Annotated in this window: 15 protein-coding genes and 4 pseudogenes; 12 read left to right on the top strand and 7 right to left on the bottom strand. The window is 69.6% G+C overall.

The window, feature by feature from the left end:
• Positions 1-3: 3 nt before the first annotated feature.
• The 7 genes and pseudogenes from KIF24_RS21705 to rny all read left to right on the top strand — a co-directional run bounded on the left by KIF24_RS21705 (position 4) and on the right by rny (position 7,103).
• Entirely contained in the window at positions 4-204 is a 201-nt protein-coding gene (locus KIF24_RS21705) for a DUF3046 domain-containing protein (RefSeq protein ID WP_221085591.1), read from the top strand.
• Positions 205-388: 184 nt separating this feature from the next.
• Positions 389-601 (top strand): annotated as a pseudogene (locus KIF24_RS34140) (recombinase RecA); the annotation flags it as partial.
• Positions 581-2,530, top strand: a pseudogene (locus KIF24_RS34135) (LAGLIDADG family homing endonuclease); the annotation flags it as partial. The pseudogenes KIF24_RS34140 and KIF24_RS34135, both read left to right, overlap by 21 nt.
• 60 nt (positions 2,531-2,590) lie before the next feature.
• Positions 2,591-3,145 (top strand): annotated as a pseudogene (locus KIF24_RS35170) (LAGLIDADG endonuclease); the annotation flags it as partial.
• 171 nt (positions 3,146-3,316) lie between these two features.
• A complete protein-coding gene (locus KIF24_RS34120) occupies positions 3,317-3,817 on the top strand; it encodes a hypothetical protein (RefSeq protein ID WP_269440770.1) in 501 nt (166 codons plus the stop codon).
• A gap of 10 nt (positions 3,818-3,827) precedes the next feature.
• Positions 3,828-4,517: a regulatory protein RecX gene (locus KIF24_RS21695; RefSeq protein ID WP_221085589.1), complete on the top strand. Its 690-nt coding sequence runs from the start codon at positions 3,828-3,830 to the stop codon at positions 4,515-4,517.
• 819 nt (positions 4,518-5,336) lie between these two features.
• Entirely contained in the window at positions 5,337-7,103 is a 1,767-nt protein-coding gene (gene rny, locus KIF24_RS21690) for a ribonuclease Y (RefSeq protein ID WP_221085588.1), read from the top strand.
• A 74-nt stretch (positions 7,104-7,177) separates the two neighbouring features.
• On the opposite strand, the gene KIF24_RS21685 is transcribed toward rny, so the two are convergent.
• From KIF24_RS21685 to KIF24_RS21670, 4 genes are all read right to left on the bottom strand, one after another.
• Complete coding sequence (locus KIF24_RS21685; RefSeq protein WP_221087487.1) at positions 7,178-8,071, bottom strand: amino acid ABC transporter permease; 894 nt, start codon at positions 8,069-8,071, stop codon at positions 7,178-7,180.
• Positions 8,068-8,742: an amino acid ABC transporter permease gene (locus KIF24_RS21680; RefSeq protein WP_221085587.1), complete on the bottom strand. Its 675-nt coding sequence runs from the start codon at positions 8,740-8,742 to the stop codon at positions 8,068-8,070. Before KIF24_RS21680 ends, KIF24_RS21685 begins: the two co-directional genes overlap by 4 nt.
• Before the next feature lie 81 nt (positions 8,743-8,823).
• The gene (locus KIF24_RS21675) at positions 8,824-9,690 is read right to left on the bottom strand and encodes a glutamate ABC transporter substrate-binding protein (RefSeq protein WP_221085586.1); all 867 of its coding nucleotides are present in this window, start codon (positions 9,688-9,690) and stop codon (positions 8,824-8,826) included.
• 59 nt (positions 9,691-9,749) lie between these two features.
• Positions 9,750-10,505, bottom strand: a complete 756-nt coding sequence (locus KIF24_RS21670; protein ID WP_221085585.1) for an amino acid ABC transporter ATP-binding protein — start codon at positions 10,503-10,505, stop codon at positions 9,750-9,752.
• A 182-nt stretch (positions 10,506-10,687) separates the two neighbouring features.
• Here KIF24_RS21670 and selD point away from each other — a divergent pair, with 182 nt between their 5' ends.
• Together selD and KIF24_RS21660 are read left to right on the top strand one after the other, a co-directional pair.
• Positions 10,688-11,677, top strand: coding sequence for a selenide, water dikinase SelD (gene selD / locus KIF24_RS21665; RefSeq protein WP_221085584.1), 990 nt, complete (start codon positions 10,688-10,690; stop codon positions 11,675-11,677).
• A gap of 238 nt (positions 11,678-11,915) precedes the next feature.
• Positions 11,916-12,395 (top strand): hypothetical protein, encoded by a 480-nt coding sequence (locus KIF24_RS21660; RefSeq protein ID WP_221085583.1) that lies wholly within the window; start codon positions 11,916-11,918, stop codon positions 12,393-12,395.
• A 3-nt stretch (positions 12,396-12,398) separates the two neighbouring features.
• Here the strand turns inward: KIF24_RS21660 and KIF24_RS21655 are convergent, their stop codons facing one another.
• Positions 12,399-12,635, bottom strand: coding sequence for a DUF2277 domain-containing protein (locus KIF24_RS21655; RefSeq protein ID WP_221085582.1), 237 nt, complete (start codon positions 12,633-12,635; stop codon positions 12,399-12,401).
• Between the two features lie 53 nt (positions 12,636-12,688).
• On the opposite strand from KIF24_RS21655, the pseudogene miaB reads away from it, so the two are divergent.
• A pseudogene (gene miaB, locus KIF24_RS21650) lies at positions 12,689-14,190 on the top strand (tRNA (N6-isopentenyl adenosine(37)-C2)-methylthiotransferase MiaB).
• Between the two features lie 142 nt (positions 14,191-14,332).
• Here miaB and KIF24_RS21645 read toward each other — a convergent pair.
• On the bottom strand, positions 14,333-15,124 hold the full coding sequence (locus KIF24_RS21645; RefSeq protein ID WP_407940008.1) for a GntR family transcriptional regulator: 792 nt from the start codon (positions 15,122-15,124) through the stop codon (positions 14,333-14,335).
• A gap of 310 nt (positions 15,125-15,434) precedes the next feature.
• Here KIF24_RS21645 and KIF24_RS21640 point away from each other — a divergent pair, with 310 nt between their 5' ends.
• Positions 15,435-15,632, top strand: a complete 198-nt coding sequence (locus KIF24_RS21640; RefSeq protein WP_230415829.1) for a hypothetical protein — start codon at positions 15,435-15,437, stop codon at positions 15,630-15,632.
• On the top strand, positions 15,629-16,780 hold the full coding sequence (locus KIF24_RS21635; protein ID WP_221085580.1) for a helix-turn-helix domain-containing protein: 1,152 nt from the start codon (positions 15,629-15,631) through the stop codon (positions 16,778-16,780). The genes KIF24_RS21640 and KIF24_RS21635 overlap by 4 nt, the downstream gene beginning before the upstream one ends.
• Before the next feature lie 198 nt (positions 16,781-16,978).
• On the opposite strand, the gene KIF24_RS21630 is transcribed toward KIF24_RS21635, so the two are convergent.
• A complete protein-coding gene (locus KIF24_RS21630; protein ID WP_221087485.1) occupies positions 16,979-18,418 on the bottom strand; it encodes a pectate lyase family protein in 1,440 nt (479 codons plus the stop codon).
• Positions 18,419-18,648 lie beyond the last annotated feature (230 nt).

Genomic DNA, 18,648 nt, shown 5'->3' with positions numbered 1-18,648 from the left:
CACGTGCGGCTGACCGACTTCTGGGCGCGGCTGGAGGAGGCGTTCGGCCCGGCGTACGCGGCCAGCATCGCCAGCGACCAGGTGTTGCCGGAACTCGACGGGCGGACCATCGAGCAGGCCCTCGCCGCCGGTGAGCAGACACACGTGGTGTGGCGTGCCGTGGTCGCCGCCTATCCCGACCGGGTGCCCGCCCGGCTACGGTGAGCATCCGATTCGTTACTTCCGCGTGTCACTTGCCGACTCGTACACGTGTTCGGCTATTGTCCACAGCGGGTGCTCGTCCACAGGCTGCGGCCCGTCGGCTGGTTTTCTGTCGGACCCAGCGCCTAGCGTGTCCCGCGTGACGCGAAGCTCAGGAAAGACGCCGGCGAAGGCAGGGGTGGCAACGATGGCGGCAGGTCCTGACCGGGAGAAGGCGCTCGACCTTGCTCTCGCTCAGATCGACAAGCAATTCGGCAAGGGTTCGGTGATGCGGCTGGGGGAGCGGCCGGTCATCCAGACCTCGGTCATTCCCACCGGTTCCATCGCACTCGACGTGGCGCTCGGGGTGGGCGGTCTGCCCCGTGGCCGGGTCGTCGAGGTGTACGGCCCGGAGAGCAGCGGGAAGTGCCTGACGGCCGACACGCATCTCTGGACGGATCGGGGCCTCGAGACCGTCGAGGAGCTTTTCGCGCGATGCGGTCAGCCCGCTAGCTGCACCGGCCGGGTCACCGACATCCGCGAGCTGGGTTTGCGGATGGTCAACGAGCGGGGTGAGCTCGAACCCGTCGCGGCGTTGACCCACAACAACCGTAAGCCGGTGATCAAGCTCCAGCTGCGCTCCGGGCGGACTGTGACCGCTACGAAGAACCATCCACTACGAGTGATCACCGATCGTGGGTTCATCGCCTGGCGGAAGGTCGGAAACATTCGCCCTGGCGACTTCGTGGTGTCGGCCACCTTTGGCGCACCGGAGGCCGCCCACGGCGACGGTCTTTCCGAGGACGAGGCCGTGCTCCTGGGCTACCTCGTCGCCGAGGGATCGCTCGGCTACCAGCACAGCGTCCGATTCACCAACTGGGACCCCGAGGTGAGCGGCGAGTACCGCCGCCTCATGGAGCAGGTGTTCGGCGTCGAGGTTCGCGACTACGACAACAAGGAGTTCGTCGTCTCGGGTGGCGCGTTCCGTAAGCGCCTCGCCGAGGAGTACGGACTCGGGTACGTCACCGCACATGGCAAGAGTGTTCCCTACCGAGTGCGTACCGCCGGTCACAAGATCCAGCGCGCCTTTCTGTCGGCACTGTTCGAGGGTGACGGATGGATCGACGAAAGTTCGACCATCGGGCTCGGCACCGCGTCCGAGCAACTGGCCCGCGAGGTCCAGCTGCTGCTCTACGGGCTCAGCATTCCGAACACCGTCTCCTCGAAGTGGAATGAGAAGTACGAGCGCAACTACTGGACCGTGACGGTCAACCCGTCGGTGGCGCACCGGTTCGTCAGCGAGGTCGGGTTCCGCTCGGCCCGGCGTGGTGCGCAGGTCGAGCGTTGTTTCCGCATCAGCGAGCGGGATGCCCAGTTCGAAAACATCCCTCACCTGAGCGGCCTCATCCGAGACCTGCGCGACGACTGTGGTGGTGATCGGGCATTCGACCGGGCCGCCGGAGATCTTTTCCGCGCGGACATCGAGTTGGCCTGCTCCCGTAGTCGTCTGGCGAAGATCGTTGAGTGGGGCGAACGGCGCTGGGAGCGCCTGTCGGTGTCGGGCCAGGCGATCGTGACGCATCTCAAGCACCTGGCCACCTCCTCCTACACCTACGAGGAAGTCGTCGAGGCCGCTGACGCGGGCAGCCAACCCACCTTCGATGTGATGCTTCCGGGAACGCATAGCTTCCTTGCCAACGGAATGCTCTCCCACAACACCACGGTCGCGCTGCACGCCGTGGCCAACGCGCAGCGGGCCGGCGGCATCGCCGCCTTCATCGACGCCGAGCACGCGCTCGACCCGGATTACGCCAAGGCGCTCGGCGTCGACACCGACGCCCTGCTGGTCTCCCAGCCGGACACCGGCGAGCAGGCGCTGGAGATCGTCGACATGCTGGTCCGCTCCGGCGCGATCGACGTCATCGTGATCGACTCGGTGGCGGCCCTGGTGCCGCGCGCCGAGATCGAGGGCGAGATGGGCGACAGCCACGTCGGCCTGCAGGCCCGGCTGATGAGCCAGGCGCTGCGGAAGATCACCGGTGTGCTCAACAACACCGGCACCACCGCGATCTTCATCAACCAGCTCCGCGAGAAGATCGGCGTGATGTTCGGCTGCATGTCGTACTCGACCCGGGTCACCCTGGCCGACGGCACGCAGGAGAAGATCGGCAAGATCGTCAACCAGCGGATGGACGTGGAGGTTCTCTCCTACAACCCGGATACCGACCGGGTGGAGCCGAAGCGGATCACCAACTGGTTCAACAACGGTCCGGCGGAGCAGTTCCTCCAGTTCACCGTCGCCAAGTCGAGCGGCAACGGGCGGGCGCAGTTCGCCGCCACCGCCAACCACCTGGTGCGCACTCCGGGTGGCTGGCGGGAGGCGGGCGAGTTGATCGCCGGTGACCGGGTAATGCTCGCCGAGTCACGCCGCCTCAGTGAGCAGCAGTGGCAGGTCGTGCTCGGCTCGCTGATGGGCGACGGTGCCCTGTCGCCGAACCGTCAGGATCGCTCCGGTGTCCGCTTCCGTCTCGGCCACGGTGCACAGCAGATCGACTACCTCGACTGGAAGGTCTCGCTGCTCGGCAACGTCGACCACTCCCGGCGTACCGACGCTCGGGGGGCCGGGTTCGTCGACTTCACTCCGCTGCCTGAGCTGGACGAGTTGCGCCGTGCGGTCTACCTGGGCGACGGCAAGAAGCACCTCAGCTGGGACTACCTCAAGGCGCTGACCCCGTTGGCCCTCGCCGTCTGGTACATGGACGACGGATGCTTCACGCTCCGGTCCAAGGGCGTGCAGGAGCGTACGGCCGGCGGTTCCGGCCGAATCGAGATCTGCGTCGAGGCGATGGCGGAGGGCAGCCGCGACCGTCTGGTGGAGCATCTGCGTGACGCGTACGGCATGGACGTGAAGCTGGCCTCTCGGGGCACCCGGGGTACGGCGTCGATCATCTTTACCACTGAGTCGTCGGCGAGGTTCCAGGAGCTGACTGCTCCCTACGTGCCGGCTGCGATGGAGTCCAAGCTGCTTCCGCGCTTCCGTGGTCAGTGCATCGTTGAGCCGCAGTTCGTCCCGACGGAGCTCACTCCGGTGCCCGCTCGGATCATCGATGTCCGGGTCAAGCCGAAGACCCGCTCGATGAACCGGTTCGACATCGAGGTCGAGGGCAATCACAACTACTTCGTCGACGGCGTCATGGTGCACAACAGCCCGGAGACGACCACGGGTGGTCGGGCGTTGAAGTTCTACGCCTCGGTCCGGCTCGACGTGCGGCGCATCGAGAGCCTCAAGGACGGCACCGACGTGGTCGGTAACCGCACCCGGGTGAAGGTCGTGAAGAACAAGGTTGCATCCCCGTTCAAGCAGGCCGAGTTCGACATCATGTACGGCAAGGGCATCTCCCGCGAGGGCTCGCTGATCGACGTCGGTGTCGAGCAGTCGATCATCCGCAAGTCCGGCGCGTGGTACACCTACGACGGTGACCAGCTCGGCCAGGGCAAGGAGAAGGCCCGCGAGTTCCTCCGGGAGAACCCGGACGTGGCCGCCGAGATCGAGAAGAAGATCCTGGAGAAGCTCGGCGTCGGGATCGGCGCCGGCGACGCCACCGGCGGCCCGGAGTTGCCGCCGGTCGACTTCTGATCCTTAAGCCGTGGCAGGACGACGTGCTCGTACGGGGCGGGGCTGGGATGCCAGCCCGCCTCGTACGGGTGACGCTACGCCGCGTCCCCGCCGAGGCCGTCGCGACACCGGCAACGGAGACGACACCGGCAACGGAGACGACACAGGCACCTTGGTCGCGCCTCGCGACGAGGCCGAGCTGGCCCGGGAGATCTGCCTGCGGCAGCTGGCGGTCCGCCCCCGCACCCGCGCGGAACTGGCCACCGCGCTGGCCCGACGCGGCATCTCCGAGGAGACCGCCGCCGGGGTCCTGGACCGGTACGACGAGGTCGGCATCATCGACGACGCCGCCTTCGCCCGGGCCTGGGTGACCAGTCGGCACACCGGTCGCGGGCTGGCCCGTCGGGCGCTCGCCAACGAGTTGCGACAGCGCGGCGTCGACGGTGACACCGCCGGCGAGGCGCTCGGCGAGTTGGACGAGACCACCGAGGCGGAGACCGCCCGCGTCCTGGTGGAGCGAAAGCTGCGCACCGCCCGGGGCGAGCCGGACGCGGTGTTCCGGCGGCTGGTCGGCATGCTGGCCCGCAAGGGCTACCCGGCGGGTGTGGCCATCCGGGCGGTGAAGGACGCGATCGCCGCGCAGAGTGCCGAGGCGGCCGAGTTCGCCGAGCAGATCGATGCCGACGCCCTCGCCGACGCCGAGGGCGAGATCGACCGCTGACCCCGCGGCCACCCGGCCGCCCTCGGCCCGCCGCCCGCCGGCCCGCCGGATCGGGCTCGATCATTGATCGAGTGGCGTCCCGGGTACCTGACGGCCCACTCGATCCAGGATCGAGCCTGATTCCGGCTGCGCTCACGCTCGGCGCTTGTCGGCCCGGCCGGGTTGTCCGGGTGCCGGGTGGCGGGGTGGGGGGGGTGACCAGCCAGGATGAGTGGTCGCCGGGCCGACTGTTCGTCTTTTTTGCCCGCTGGAGTCCGAGTCTTCATTAGCGCAGCGTGATGGAGCAACTTCTCTCCGTCCGGGTGGTTTGATCATGAGTTCTTGACCGGACGCCACTTGAGACCTAGCCTCGCCATAAAGGCTCACATTGCCCGACCAAGCGCAGGCTAAGCGCACAACATAGATCCCGTAACGGAACAGCATCACTTTGGCCGGCACCATCGGCCGCGTACGTCAGCTCCGGACAGGCCGGTCCGGTGCTCACGTGACACTGCACCCGGCCCGCCGACGGTCCCAGGGACACGGTCGGCGGGAGAAAGCCAACCCACGGCCATGCGCTCCGGTCGGGCGTCCAGAGCCGCAGGAGCGTGCCCACCGGCAGGCTGTTGCGGCGCGACGGTTCAGGGGAGGCGCGCCATGGCGAGGCGATACAGGTCCACCGGGTGGCCGGTATGAGCGAGCGGAGCATCAGGCTCGACGCGGTGCTGCCACATGACGGCCCGCGGCGAAGCGGAGCGCCGGCGTGAGCGGGGGGTCGGGTGCCGGCGAGTCCGGGCCCTCCGCGGACGGTGAGCAGGCTTCAGCGGCTGGAGCGGCGGCATGAGCGCCTTCGACGCCGTACTCCTGGTCGCCGTGCTGGTGCTGACGGTGGTGGTGCTCGGCGCGGTCTTCCTCGGGCTCCGGGTGCTACGCGGCTTACAGGCGCGCCCGGCGCCGGAGGATCCGGCGTACGTCGCCGAGAAGGACCGTCAGGAGCAGTCCCTGGCGGCACTGCGTACCGCCGCGGACGAGGCCAACAGCACGATCGACGTGGCGAAGTCGGCCGCCGCGGCGGCCCGTGCGGAGGCGGCGGCGGCCAAGGCGGAGGCGAAGGCGGCGCGGGCGGAGGCCCGCCGGGTGCTCGACGATGCCCGCGCCGAGGCGGACACGGTGCTCGAACGGGCGCACAAGCAGGCCGAGGCGGATGCCGAGCAACTGCGCTCCGCGGCCCGGCGCAGCGGTGAGCGGGAGGTGGCGGTGCTCGCCGCCACCACCCGGGAGCAGGCCGTCGAGGTGGAGCGCCGGGCGACCCGGATGGACGAGCGGGAGCGGCTGCACACCGAGGAGGTGGAGCGGCTCGCCGAGCGGGAACGCCAGCTGACGGCGGCGAACGCCGCCCTCACTGCCCGCGAGGCGGGGCTCCTCGCCCGGGAGGACGAGCTGGTCGCGGCGGAGAACCAGCGGCGACGCGAGTTGGAGCGGGTTGCCGGGCTGACCGCCGACGTCGCGCGGGCCGAGCTGGTCGAGGTGATCGAGACCCAGGCCAAGCGGGAGGCCGCGCTGTTGGTGCGGGAGATCGAGTCCGACGCCCGGTCCACGGCCGAGCAGCGGGCCCGGCACATCGTGGTCGACGCCATCCAGCGGGTGGCCAGCGAGCAGACGGCCGAGAGCGTGGTCAGCGTGCTGCACCTGCCGGGCGACGAGATGAAGGGCCGGATCATCGGGCGGGAGGGCCGCAACATCCGGGCCTTCGAGTCGGTCACCGGGGTCAACCTGATCATCGACGACACGCCCGAGGCGGTGCTGCTGTCCTGCTTCGATCCGGTGCGCCGGGAGATCGGCCGGCTGACGCTGGAGAAGCTGGTGCTGGACGGCCGGATCCATCCGCACCGGATCGAGGAGGTGCACGAGCTGGCCCGGCAGGAGGTGGACCAGCTGTGCCAGCGGGCCGCCGAGGACGCCCTGGTGGCGGTCGGCATCACCGAGATCCACCCCGAGTTGGTCACCCTGCTGGGCCGGCTGCGCTACCGCACGTCGTACGGGCAGAACGTGCTCAAGCACCTGGTGGAGACCGCGCACATCGCCGGGACGATGGCCGCCGAGCTGCGCCTGAACATCCCGTTGATCAAGCGGTCGGCGTTCCTGCACGACATCGGCAAGGCGCTCACCCACGAGGTGGAGGGCAGTCACGCGATCATCGGCGCCGACGTGGCCCGCAAGTACGGTGAGAGTGAGGACGTGGTGCACGCCATCGAGGCGCACCACAACGAGGTGCCGCCGCAGACCGTCGAGGCGGTCCTCACCCAGGCCTCCGATGCCTGTTCGGGGGGCCGGCCGGGGGCGCGGCGGGAGAGCCTTGAGGTGTACGTCAAGCGGCTGGAGCGGATCGAGGAGATCGCGGCCGGCAAGCTGGGGGTGGAGAAGGTCTTCGCCATGCAGGCGGGTCGGGAGATCCGGGTGATGGTCAAGCCCGACGACGTCGACGACATCGGCGCGGCGGTGCTGGCGCGGGACGTGGCCAAGCAGATCGAGGAGGAGCTGACCTACCCGGGTCAGATCCGGGTGACGGTGGTACGCGAGTCCCGGGTCACCGAGATCGCCCGCTGAGGTGCCGGGAGAGCCTCCGGAACGTGCTGCGGCGCCGGCCAGACCAGGCCGGCGCCGCGCTGGGTACGGCCCGCTCAGCCCTGCGGCTCGACCACCGTGCCGTCGCCCGGGGCGGAGTCGGCGGCGGCGACCGGCCCGGTCTGCCTCGGCATCCGGAAGGCCCGGACGCGGCTGCGCCGGTCCAGCCAGCCGGCGAACCAGGTGAGCAGCGAGTTGATGACGATGTAGATGACCGCGATCACCATCGCCGCGGCGATGATGTTGCCGTAGTTGGCGGAGAGGTCGTTGACACCGCGCTGGAGCAGCTCGGGGTAGGCCACGATGTAGCCGAGCGCGGTGTCCTTGAGCAGCACCACCAGCTGGCTGACGATGATCGGCAGCATGGCCCGGGCGGCCTGTGGGAGCAGGATGATGCGCATCACCTGGTTCTTGCGCATGCCGACCGCGTAGGCGGCCTCGGACTGCCCGCCGGGCACGGACTTGATGCCGGCCCGGAACGCCTCGGCCAGTACCGACCCGTTGTAGAGGGTCAGGCCGATCACCACGGCCCAGAAGGCGGTCACCGGACCCTTGATGAGGAACGGCACGCCGTAGAAGATGAAGAAGATCATCAGCAGCAGTGGTACGGCCCGGAAGAACTCCACCACCGCGCCGGCCGGGACGCTGATCCACCAGTGGTCGGAGAGCCGGCCGAAGGAGAAGACGATGCCGAAGGCGAGCGACAGCGCCATGCCGACCCCGGCCGCCTTCAGGGTGGCCCAGAGGCCGGGCAGGATGAACTGGGTCCAGGTGGCCGACCGGGTGAACGGCTCCCACAGTCGGGGTTCCCACTGGTTGGCCTGGTCGAACTTCGTGTAGATCCAGTAGAGCAGCCCGAGCAGTACGACGCCGAAGACGACGCTCAGCACCGCGTTGCGGATCCTGGCCCGTGGTCCCGGGTGGTCGTAGAGGACGCTGGTGCTCATCAGCGCTTCACCGCCAGACGGTTGGCCAGCCAGCCGAAGAAGTAGCCGGTGGGGATCAGGAGCGCGGCGAACGTGCCGGCGAAGACCAGGAAGATCACAATGACGGCGTTACCGTAGCTGTTGAGCAGGTCCTTCATGACGCTGGAGGCCTCGATGAGCCCGATGGTGCCGACGATTGTGGCGTTCTTGCAGAGCGCGATCAGGATGCTGCCGAGCGGCGCGATCACCGAGCGGGCGGCCTGCGGCAGCACCACGATCCGCAGCGTCTGCGCGAACGACAGCCCGATCGCCCGGGCCGCCTCGGCCTGGCCGGTCGGCACGGTGTTGATGCCGGAGCGCACCGCCTCGCAGACGAAGGCGGCGGTGTAGGTCGACAGGCCGATCACACCGAGCCAGTAGATGTTGACGTCGAGCTCCTGCGACAGGCTCAGCCCGAGGGTGGCGTACAGCCCGAAGTAGCAGAAGAAGACGACAAGGGTCAGCGGGGTGTTGCGGAAGATGTTGACCCAGGCCGCGCCGAAGCCGCGCAGCACGGGTACGGGGGAGACCCGCATCGCGGCCAGCAGCACGCCGAGCACCAGCGCGCAGACCGCGGACGCGCCGGTCAGCTTGAGGATCCAGACGAAGCCCGACACGAACGCGTCGAAGTTCTCCGGATCGGTGAATACGTCCATGCTTCGGCTCCCGGGGCACGTGATGACGGCCGGTGACAGGCCGGAGCCGGCACCCGCACGGGGTGCCGGCTCCGGTACCGGTCAGACAGCGCCGCAGTGGGTCAGCTTGGTGGTGTCCAGCTCGGGCGCGGCGGTGCCGCTCTTGCCCAGGGTGGCGTCCCAGGCGGCCTTGTAGCTGCCGTCCTCGGCGGCGGCCGTGAGGATCTCGTTGACCTTCTCGCAGCCGGTGGTGTCGTCCTTCTTCAGGCCGATGCCGTACGGCTCGTCGGAGAAGGTGCTGCCGACCACCTTGAACTTGCCGGCGTACTGGTCCTGCGCGGCGTAGCCGGCGAGGATGATGTCGTCGGTGGTCACCGCGTCGACCTGGCCGTTCTCCAGCAGCGGCAGGCACTTCGAGTACGCGTCGAACTGCTGCAGCTTGGCGTCCGGGTAGTTCTCGGTGATCCGCTTGGCCGGCGTCGAGCCGGTCACCGAGCAGACCGTCTTACCCGCCAGCTGGTCCGGGCCGGTGAGCGTGGAGTCCGACTTGACAAGCAGGTCCTGGCCGGCGACGTAGTACGGTCCGGCGAAGTTGACCTTCTGCTTGCGCTCGTCGTTGATGGTGTAGGTGGCCACCACGAGGTCGACGGTGCCCTGCTCGATGAAGGGCTCCCGGTTGGCCGACACGGTGGTCTTCCACTCGATGCCGCTCTCCTCGACGCCGAGACCCTTCGCGATGATCTTCGCGATCTCGATGTCGAAGCCCTCGTACTGGCTACCGGTCTGCAGGCCCAGGCCCGGCTGGTCGGCCTTGACGCCGATGACCAGCTTGTTCTGGCTCTCGGCCTTGCCCACGATGCCGCTGGCGCCCGTGCCGGAGCCGCCCTCGTCGCTGTCCCCGCCACAAGCGGCCATCGCGACCGCGAGGCCGGCAACCGCGGCGACCGCCGCCATGCGCTTCATTCGCATACCTGTTCTCCTTCTTCGACTGGAGCCTGCCGGGTCACGGCGCGCTCCGCTACGGATGCCTAGTGCGTGAGGATCTTGGAAAGGAAGTCCTTGGCGCGCTCGCTGCGCGGGTTCGCGAAGAACTCCGCCGGGGCGGCATCCTCGACGAGCTTGCCGTCGGCCATGAAGATGACCCGGTTGGCGGCGTGCCGGGCGAAGCCCATCTCGTGGGTGACCACGACCATGGTCATGCCGTCGCGGGCCAGCGAGGTCATCACGTCCAGCACCTCGCCGACCATCTCCGGGTCCAGCGCGCTGGTGGGCTCGTCGAAGAGCATCGCCTTGGGCTGCATGGCCAGCGCTCGGGCGATCGCGGCACGCTGCTGCTGACCGCCGGAGAGCTGGGCCGGGAACTTGTCGGCCTGGTTGGCGATGCCGACCCGGTCGAGCAGGGCGAGGCCCCGTTCGCGGGCCGCCGCCGACTTCTCCCGGCGCACCTTGATCGGGCCGAGGCTGACGTTCTCCAGGATCGTCTTGTGCGCGAAGAGGTTGAACGACTGGAACACCATGCCGACCTCGCTGCGCAGCCTGGCCAGGGCCTTACCCTCGGCCGGCAGCGCCTGCCCGTCGAAGGTGATGGTGCCGGAGTTGATCGGCTCGAGCCGGTTGATCGCGCGACACAGGGTCGACTTGCCGGAACCGGACGGGCCGATCACCACGACCACCTCGCCCCGACCCACCGACAGTGAGACGTCGTCCAGCACGTGCAGCGGCCCGAACCACTTGTTGACCGAGTCCAGCACGATGAGCGGTTCGCCCGTCGTCACGTCGTCCACCGTCCCCCTCGTCGTCCTCGGGGGTCGGTCGACCCCCGGTAGCGGCCACTGTAGGCGGGGCGACGTGGCGGAACACAACTCAGATGGTCACGGAGCGGTAACACCGTGGCGGATCGGGGCCGGGAGTCCGAAATTGCCCGCGGCGGGTGGCGCCGGGACGGGGTGACGGCGATCATGAGGGGATGACCGAGCCGGTGCGGCTGACCCGGTACGCCCGCGGTGGCGGCTGTGCCTGCAAGATTCCGCCGGGCGAGCTGGAGGCGATGGTGGCCGGGCTCGGGCCCGCCGGCGGCGTCGCCGACCTGCTGGTCGGGCTCGACCACGGCGACGACGCGGCGGTGGTCCGGCTGGACGAGCGCACCGGCGTGGTGGCCACTGCGGACTTCTTCACCCCGGTGGTGGACGACGCGTACGACTGGGGGCGGATCGCCGCCACCAACGCCCTGTCCGATGTGTACGCGATGGGCGGTAGCCCGCTGGTCGCGCTCAACCTGCTCTGCTGGCCCCGGGAGACACTGCCGCTGGAGCTTGCCCGGGAGGTGCTGCGCGGCGGCCTGGACGTGGCCCGTGCCGCCGGTTGCCACCTGGCCGGCGGGCACAGTGTCGACGACGACGGCCCGAAGTACGGCCTGGCCGTGACCGGGCTGGTCCGGCCGGACGAGCTGATCACGCTCGACGCCGGGCGGGCCGGGCTGCCGCTGTCGCTGACCAAGCCGCTCGGGGTCGGGGTGCTCAACACCCGGCACAAGAACACCGGTGAGAGCTTTCCGCAGGCGGTGACGGCGATGACCACGCTGAACCGGGACGCCGCGCGGGCGGCGGTGGCGGCGGGGGTGCGTTGCGGCACCGACGTGACCGGCTTCGGCCTGCTGGGCCACGCCTCGAAACTGGCCCGGGCCAGCGGGTTGACCGTGGCGATCGACGTCGCCCGGGTGCCGTACCTGGCGGGCGCCCGGGAGGCGGTCCGTGACGGGTACGTCAGCGGTGGTTCCCGCCGCAACCTGGAGTGGGTGACCCCGTGGACCGACTTCGGCGCGGCCGGCGAGGCGGACCGGCTGCTGCTGGCCGACGCGCAGACCTCCGGGGGGTTGCTGGTGGCCGGCGAGATGCCGGGCGCCCCGGTGATCGGTGAGCTGTTGCCCCGGGGTGAGCACCGGATCGTGCTGCGCTGACGGGAACCGCTCGCGGCGCCGGAACGGGCCGAACCGCGCGGCGAGCCGCGGTACGGCACGCGCACCATACCCGATAAACTGTCATCTTCCCGCTACTCGGAGCGATGAGGCTCAGGGAAATTTTGCCCAGAATGGTCACAGACCGGTAACTTGCCCCTTCCTGGGGGCAAATGCCCCCCACCATCGTCAGTAAGGCCCGATCCGGAGGCCGGTGGGACGAGCACAGCGAGGAGGCGGCATGACCGAGCTGTGGAACTGGAGAATCGACCAGGTGCGACCGGTGGAGGTCTATCCGGCGCTGGCCGACGCGCTCGGTCGGGTGGTGATGCCCCTGGCGGTGGCGGACCCGGTCCGGCTGCCGACGTACGCGGTGGTTTGCGACGTCTGGCAGGCACCGGGCGAGTTCGCCACGATCGTCGACTGCTACGGCGTGCCGGAGGGTCTGCCCGAGCTGCCCAGCATCGCGGCGTTGGCCCGGCTGCTCGACCGCAGCTGCCTGCTGCGCGACGACACCCTCGACGACACCCGGCACCTGCTGGTCGCCCCCGACGGCAGCATCCGCCCGGTCCACTTCGACGTGCGGGAGACCGACGACGGTGAGGTGCTGAGCGAGCGGCGCCTGTGCACCGAGGCGGATTCCCGCTGCCGGGGCTGGTCGCGCTGCCACCGCTCGCGCTGGACGCCCGACTCGGTGAACCCGGCCCTGGCCGCGGCCTGAGCCTCAGTTGCCGGCCGGGGCGGCGGGTCGGCTGCCGCCGCGCACCACCAGCTCGTCGAGCAGGGTGCGGGTGGCAGCGGCGATCGTGGCCACCGCCGCGTCGAACGCCTCGGCGTTGTGGGCCGCCGGTGCCCGGAAACCGGAGATCTTCCGGACGTACTGCAACGCCGCGGCCCGCACGTCCGCGTCGGTGACCTCGGGGGTGTACGGCTCACGCAGGGTCTTGATGCTGCGGCACATGGCTTCTCCTCGTTTGCGTCCGATTCCTCGGACCCGGCTACGCTGTGCACGTCATGACTACCGCAGCGGCGGGCGGCCCGCGCACCTACCAGGTGCGCACCTACGGCTGCCAGATGAACGTGCACGACTCCGAGCGCATCTCCGGCCTGCTGGAGCAGGCCGGCTACGTCCGTGCGGGCGGGGCCGACGACACCCCGGACGTGATGGTGTTCAACACCTGCGCGGTCCGGGAAAATGCCGACAACCGTCTCTACGGCAACCTCGGTCAGCTGCGTCCGGTCAAGGACCGGCACCCCGGGATGCAGATCGCGGTGGGTGGCTGCCTGGCCCAGAAGGACCGCGGCGACATCGTCCGCCGGGCGCCCTGGGTCGACGTGGTCTTCGGCACCCACAACATCGGGTCGCTGCCGGTGCTGCTGGAGCGCGCCCGGCACAACGCCGCCGCCGAGGTGGAGATCCTCGAATCCCTCGACGTCTTCCCCTCGACGCTGCCGACCCGCCGGGAGTCCACCTACGCCGGCTGGGTGTCGATCTCGGTGGGCTGCAACAACACCTGCACCTTCTGCATCGTGCCGGCGCTGCGTGGCAAGGAGAAGGACCGCCGCCCCGGCGACATCCTGAGCGAGGTGCGCGCCCTGGTCGACGAGGGTGTGCTGGAGGTGACCCTGCTCGGGCAGAACGTCAACTCCTACGGGGTGGAGTTCGGCGATCGGTACGCCTTCGGCAAGCTGCTGCGGGCCTGCGGCGAGATCGACGGGCTGGAGCGGGTGCGGTTCACCAGCCCGCACCCGAAGGACTTCACCGACGACGTGATCGCGGCGATGGCCGAGACGCCGAACGTCTGCCCCTCGCTGCACATGCCGTTGCAGTCCGGCTCGGACGACGTGCTGCGCGCGATGCGCCGGTCGTACCGGTCCGAGAAGTACCTGGGGATCATCTCCAAGGTCCGCGCCGCCATGCCCGACGCGGCGATCACCACCGACATCATCGTCGGCTTCCCCGGCGAGACCGAGGCGGACTTCGAGCGGACCCTGGACGTGGTCCGCGAGGCCCGGTTCTCCTCCGCCTTCACCTTCCAGTACTCCAAGCGCCCCGGCACGCCGGCCGCAACCATGGACGGCCAGCTGCCCAAGCAGGTCGTGCAGGAGCGGTACGAGCGGCTGATCGCCTGCGTCGAGGAGATCACCTGGGCGGAGAACCGGAAGCTGGTCGGCGAGACCGTCGAGGTGCTTGTCGCCGTCGGCGAGGGCCGCAAGGACGAGCGGACCGGCCGGATGTCGGGTCGGGCCCGCGACGGGCGGCTCGTGCACTTCGACGCCGGTTCCCTCGCCGGCGCGATCCGGCCCGGCGACATCGTGCACACCACGATCACCTACGCCGCGCCGCACCACCTCAACGCCGACGGTGCGCCGCTGTCGCACCGCCGCACCCGGGCCGGCGACGCGGCCGAGGCGGGACGTTCGCCGCGTATCCCGGGGTGCTGCTGGGGCTGCCCACGATCGGCGCGCCGGCCCCGGCGCCCGAGCCCACGACCGGCTGCGCCGTCTCGCCCTGAGCTAGGTCGGGCTTTCCCCAGGCTTGAGCGCCCGCCCGCCCGCCCGCAGGCAGGCGGTCATCCTCGACTGGATCCGCCGGTAGCTGCGGTGGTCGAACCCGCCACGGCCGCCACGTCACCACGGGGCCCGCGACCTCGTGTGTCAGGGCAGGTCGGTCTCCTCGTCTGGCGACCAGGGGTCGACGGGTATCTCGTAGACGAGGCGGTATCGGTCACCGGGGAAGACGATGTCGGCGGTCTCGACTGCGGTCGGCCCGGCGTAGTAGGTGCGTTCGATCGCGATGACCCATCGGCCGCCGCGCTGGTCGAGGTCGAGGGCGGTGATCTCCGCAGGCGTTGCCGGCCGCGTGGTCACTTCTTCGATGAACCGGTCGATGGTCACGCCGATGAAGTCCATCCGGGCGACGACGCCGATGATCGGCCCCTGCTCGGGGTACTCGACCTGGGTGCCGCCGGTGACGGCGATCGGCTCGTACGAGTCGGCAAGCTGGATGGGATTGCCGTCCGCGAGGTATCGGTACCTGGTGTGCATCACCGTGTCGCCAGGTCGGATGCCGAGTCGTTCCGCGATTTGCGGCATCGCGAGGATCTTCTCGCTTTCCGACTCCCAGCCCGGTTGCCTCCCGGCTGCCTCGCTGTCTCGCGCAAATGGCGATGTGCTGCCGAGGCGCTTGCGCATGTCTCGGGAGTGGGACCGACGCACGAGCTGACTCCGGTCGCGTACGTAGTTGCCGGAGCCGCGTCGACCCTCGATGAGCCCCTCGCTGCGCAGCAGGGTGAGGGCGTGCTTGACGATCGTGGTGGAGTAGCCCCACCGCTGTTGTAGCTCCTTCTCGGTGGGGAGCTTGTCGCCCGGAGCCAGTTCACCAGAGAGGATCCGCGAGCGCAGGTCGTCCACCACGCGCTGGTAGTTCGGCGGTTCCTTGTTGGTCATGGACAGCCTTTCCGGCTTGGTGCAGGTGTTCGCGTCAAGTCGACCATGCTCCCAGGGCTGTAGCAACGAGGCCACCATCGCGATGAGAGGATAGTTCGTGCGCCCAAACTCTTCAAACCGTGGAGTTGGTGCGCTAACTTTTGTCGAGCGGAGACAGGAGAAGGCCCCCACCCCGGGTCGACCAAGACGCTCCGGCGTGAGGGCTTGCCAGAAGCCCGAAGGGATCTGAGATGCAGGCTACTTCCCTGACACTACGTTGTACGGGCGCGGCTGCGGCTCGTGCCGCTGGCCACCTTCATCCGATGTGTCCATGGCTGTGGGTATTGTCCCGGCTCTCTGGTTCGACGGAAGCTCCGGGCTCGTGGGTGTCGCGGTGGTGATGATGGTGCTCAGTGGAGTGCTGCTGGGGTTCCTGGCCGGGCTGTTCGCGTTTCGGGTGAAGTCGCGGTGGTGTCCGCGCTGCGGGGCAGCCACCCACGCCATGCCGCCGGTGGAGGGGGACCGATGAGCCGTCCCCACCGGCGTGACCACAACTCCGTACCCATCGGGCGGCGGGTCGCCGAACTGCGGGCCCGCCGGGGGATGAGCCAGCAGGCGTTCGCCGACCGGCTCGGCAAGTCGAAAAGCTGGGTCGACAAGATCGAACGCGGCGTACGGCGGCTCGACCGCTACTCGGTCATCCGGGAGATCGCCGACGTGCTGCGCCTCGACCCGGATCTGCTCCTCGGCCCACGCCAACCCCCACCAGCCGCACCCGGCCTCGACGGCATCGACGGGGTTCGCGCCGCTCTCGCCCGCTACCACGACCGACCCCGGCGCACCGTCACGGCGCAGCAGGCCAGCCGGCAGGTCGCGTACGCCTGGATGGCCTACCAGCACGCCCGCTACCCGCAACTCCTCGACGCCCTACCCGCCCTGCTCGACGCCACCCACGGCACCCGGAGCCTGCTGGTATCCACCTACCGGATCACCGCCGCCGTCCTGATCAAACTCGACCACCCCCACCTCGCCTGGCTCGCCGCCGACCGCGCCGTCACCACCGCCGTCGGTGGTCCCACCCTCACCGCCACCGCCACGATCGCCGTCACCCAGGCGCTGCGCGCCCTCGGCCACCACCACCTCGCGCTGTCCACCGCCCTCAGCGCAGCGGACACCGCAGACGACCCTGCCGTACGCGGAACCCTGCACCTCCAAGCCGGACTCGCCGCCGCCGGCAGCGGTGACCGCCGCAACGTCCACGACCTGCTCGACCACGCCGTCGCCCTCGCCGACCAACAGATCAGCGACACCGACCCGCACCACACCGGCTTCGGACCTGCCGCTGTCCAGGTGGCCCGCTTCCTCGCCGCCCATCACCTCGGCGACACCACCGAAGCCATCCACCGCCACGTGCACACCGTCCGCAGCGACGGCTGGGGACGCCTACCCCCCGAACACCGCGCCGCCCACCTCATCGACGCCGCCCGCGCCTACCTCGACACCGGTGACCCCGCCCAGGCTGGGCAAGCCCTGCTGCACGCCGACCGCATCGCCCCCGCCGAGGTTCGCAGCCGCCCTGCCGCCCGTACCCTCCTCGCCCAGGTCATCCAGCGCGGACCCGCAGCGGCCGACGTCGCACGCCTGGCCACCATCGTCGGCCTGATCCGTCAACCCTGACCCGCAACACCGGCCGACATCAGAAACAGCGCGAAAGCGATCGACGTCGCGACCATGATCACCCGTAGTGCGGCGGTCATCTTCGCCCTTGTTGATCATGAGGTTAGCGGCAGTTTTCGATCTCTATCAGGCCGCTAACCTCATGATCAACGCATCTCGGGTGAGCCCAGAAGAAGTGCGGGTTCCGGCCGGTATGGGTCAGACCGAGATTCGGCCGGCGCCCGCGCCGCCCGTCACGATCGACTTGACGGTGCTCGGGGTGTCCAGGGTGTACGAGTAGGGGATGCCGGCGACGCTGCCACCGGTCTGTCCGCTGCCGGAGTTGACGAAGTGGTTGTTGCGGGCCACCAGGGAGCCCGGGCCGGAGCTGCCCTCACCCAGGTGGTACGGGTCGGGGGTGTTCTCGAAGTAGTTGCCCTCGACCAGCACGCCGGCGTTCATGGTGGACGCCACGCCGTAGCCGCGCACGTTGCTGTAGTAGTTGTTGTAGACGTGCACCGGGTTACCGAAGCGGACCCGGGGGTGGCGCTGGTTGCTGCCGTCGAACCAGTTGTGGTGGTACGACACCCGCAGGTGGCCGACGTCCTGGCTGGCGTTGCCGTCGCTGTGCCCGAGCAGCATCGACTTGTCGTGGCCGTAGACGCGGTTCCACGACACGGTGATGAAGTCGGAGCCGCGCTTGATGTCGACCGCGCCGTCGTAGCCGGCGGTGAAGGTGTTGTGGTCGATCCAGATGTTGGTGGCGGACTCCTGGACGTTTATCGCGTCGTCGTCCCAGTTCCGGAAGGTCAGGTTCCGGATGATGACGTTGCGGTCGCCGTTGATGTTGAAGCCGCAGCCGGCGATCGTGGCTCCGGAGTTGCCGAGGATGGTCTTGTTGGAGCGGACCCGCAGCATGCCGGAGCAGTTGATGGTGCCGGAGACCCGGATGACCGCCGCGCTGCTGGAACCCAGGGCGCTGGTCAGCGCCGAGGCGTTGGTGACGGTGGTGGTGCCGGCGTTGCCGCCGCCGGTGGTGCCGCCGTTCTGGGTGGCCCAGCCGACCAGCCCGGTCTGCGGGCCCGGGTTGGGCGGGGGCGTGGGAGTGGGGCCGCCGCCCAGCCGCACCGGTTGCCACCGCTGGTTGGCGCCGTCCAGGTCGGCGTACTGGGAGATCATCGCACCGTCGGCCGTGGACCATGCCCACAGGTCGAGGGCCTTGTTGCTGTGCCGGTTGACGAACCGCACGTCGCCGTTGGCCGAGTCCGCGAGCCGCCAGTGCTGTCTGGTGTCGCTGCTCGCCGTGACCTGGGTGACCTGCACCCCGTCGTTCGAGTTGGGCACGGTGACGACCTTGCCGGAGTGCCGGTTGCGCAGTTGGTAGTAGCCGCTGCCCACGTCGACGAACTGGAACTGCTGGTTGGTGCCGTCGGTGCGGGTGAACTGGCGGATCTCGCCGCCGTCGGCGGTGGACCAGTTCCACAGGTCCATCGCCTTGCCGCTGTGTCGGTTGACGAACACGTAGTAGGCGCCGGTGTCGACGGTCGCCGCGGCGGCCGGGGCGACGGTCACCGCGACGGCCGCCGCGGGCAGCGCGAGCGCCGTCGCGGCGAGCGCCGCCAGCCGTCGCGTCAGGCGACGCTTGACGATTGCAAGCACGGTCATTCTCCTCATCCTTCGGGTACCTGGAACGGGATCCCTCGGGTACCTGGAACGGGTCGACGACACCTCGGCACGTCGTGGACCGGCGGCGGGCGCCGGCCCGGACGCGCCCGACGCGGGCTGCCACGGCGGAGTGGGTGGTGGTACGACGCCGGGGCGCGCGCGTGGAGGGTGTCGTCCGGTGTGGTCGGCAGGGGTACGCCTCGGCATCGGTGGCTACCGTGCCC

Source organism: Micromonospora tarapacensis, from assembly GCF_019697375.1.
Classification (GTDB): Bacteria; Actinomycetota; Actinomycetes; order Mycobacteriales; family Micromonosporaceae; genus Micromonospora; species Micromonospora tarapacensis.
Note: the sequence above shows the minus strand (reverse complement) of the source record. Positions and strands in the feature narration are given on the sequence as shown.

Bases quoted from the DNA above. Each gene is read 5' to 3' on its own strand.
- KIF24_RS34120 (WP_269440770.1), top strand. From the start codon at position 3,317: ATGAACCGGTTCGACATCGAGGTCGAGGGCAATCACAACTACTTCGTC.
- KIF24_RS21675 (WP_221085586.1), bottom strand. From the start codon at position 9,690: ATGCGAATGAAGCGCATGGCGGCGGTCGCCGCGGTTGCCGGCCTCGCG.
- KIF24_RS21645 (WP_407940008.1), bottom strand. From the start codon at position 15,124: ATGACCAACAAGGAACCGCCGAACTACCAGCGCGTGGTGGACGACCTG.
- KIF24_RS21640 (WP_230415829.1), top strand. From the start codon at position 15,435: ATGGCTGTGGGTATTGTCCCGGCTCTCTGGTTCGACGGAAGCTCCGGG.
- selD (WP_221085584.1), top strand. From the start codon at position 10,688: ATGACCGAGCCGGTGCGGCTGACCCGGTACGCCCGCGGTGGCGGCTGT.
- rny (WP_221085588.1), top strand. From the start codon at position 5,337: ATGAGCGCCTTCGACGCCGTACTCCTGGTCGCCGTGCTGGTGCTGACG.
- KIF24_RS21660 (WP_221085583.1), top strand. From the start codon at position 11,916: ATGACCGAGCTGTGGAACTGGAGAATCGACCAGGTGCGACCGGTGGAG.
- KIF24_RS21655 (WP_221085582.1), bottom strand. From the start codon at position 12,635: ATGTGCCGCAGCATCAAGACCCTGCGTGAGCCGTACACCCCCGAGGTC.
- KIF24_RS21635 (WP_221085580.1), top strand. From the start codon at position 15,629: ATGAGCCGTCCCCACCGGCGTGACCACAACTCCGTACCCATCGGGCGG.
- KIF24_RS21680 (WP_221085587.1), bottom strand. From the start codon at position 8,742: ATGGACGTATTCACCGATCCGGAGAACTTCGACGCGTTCGTGTCGGGC.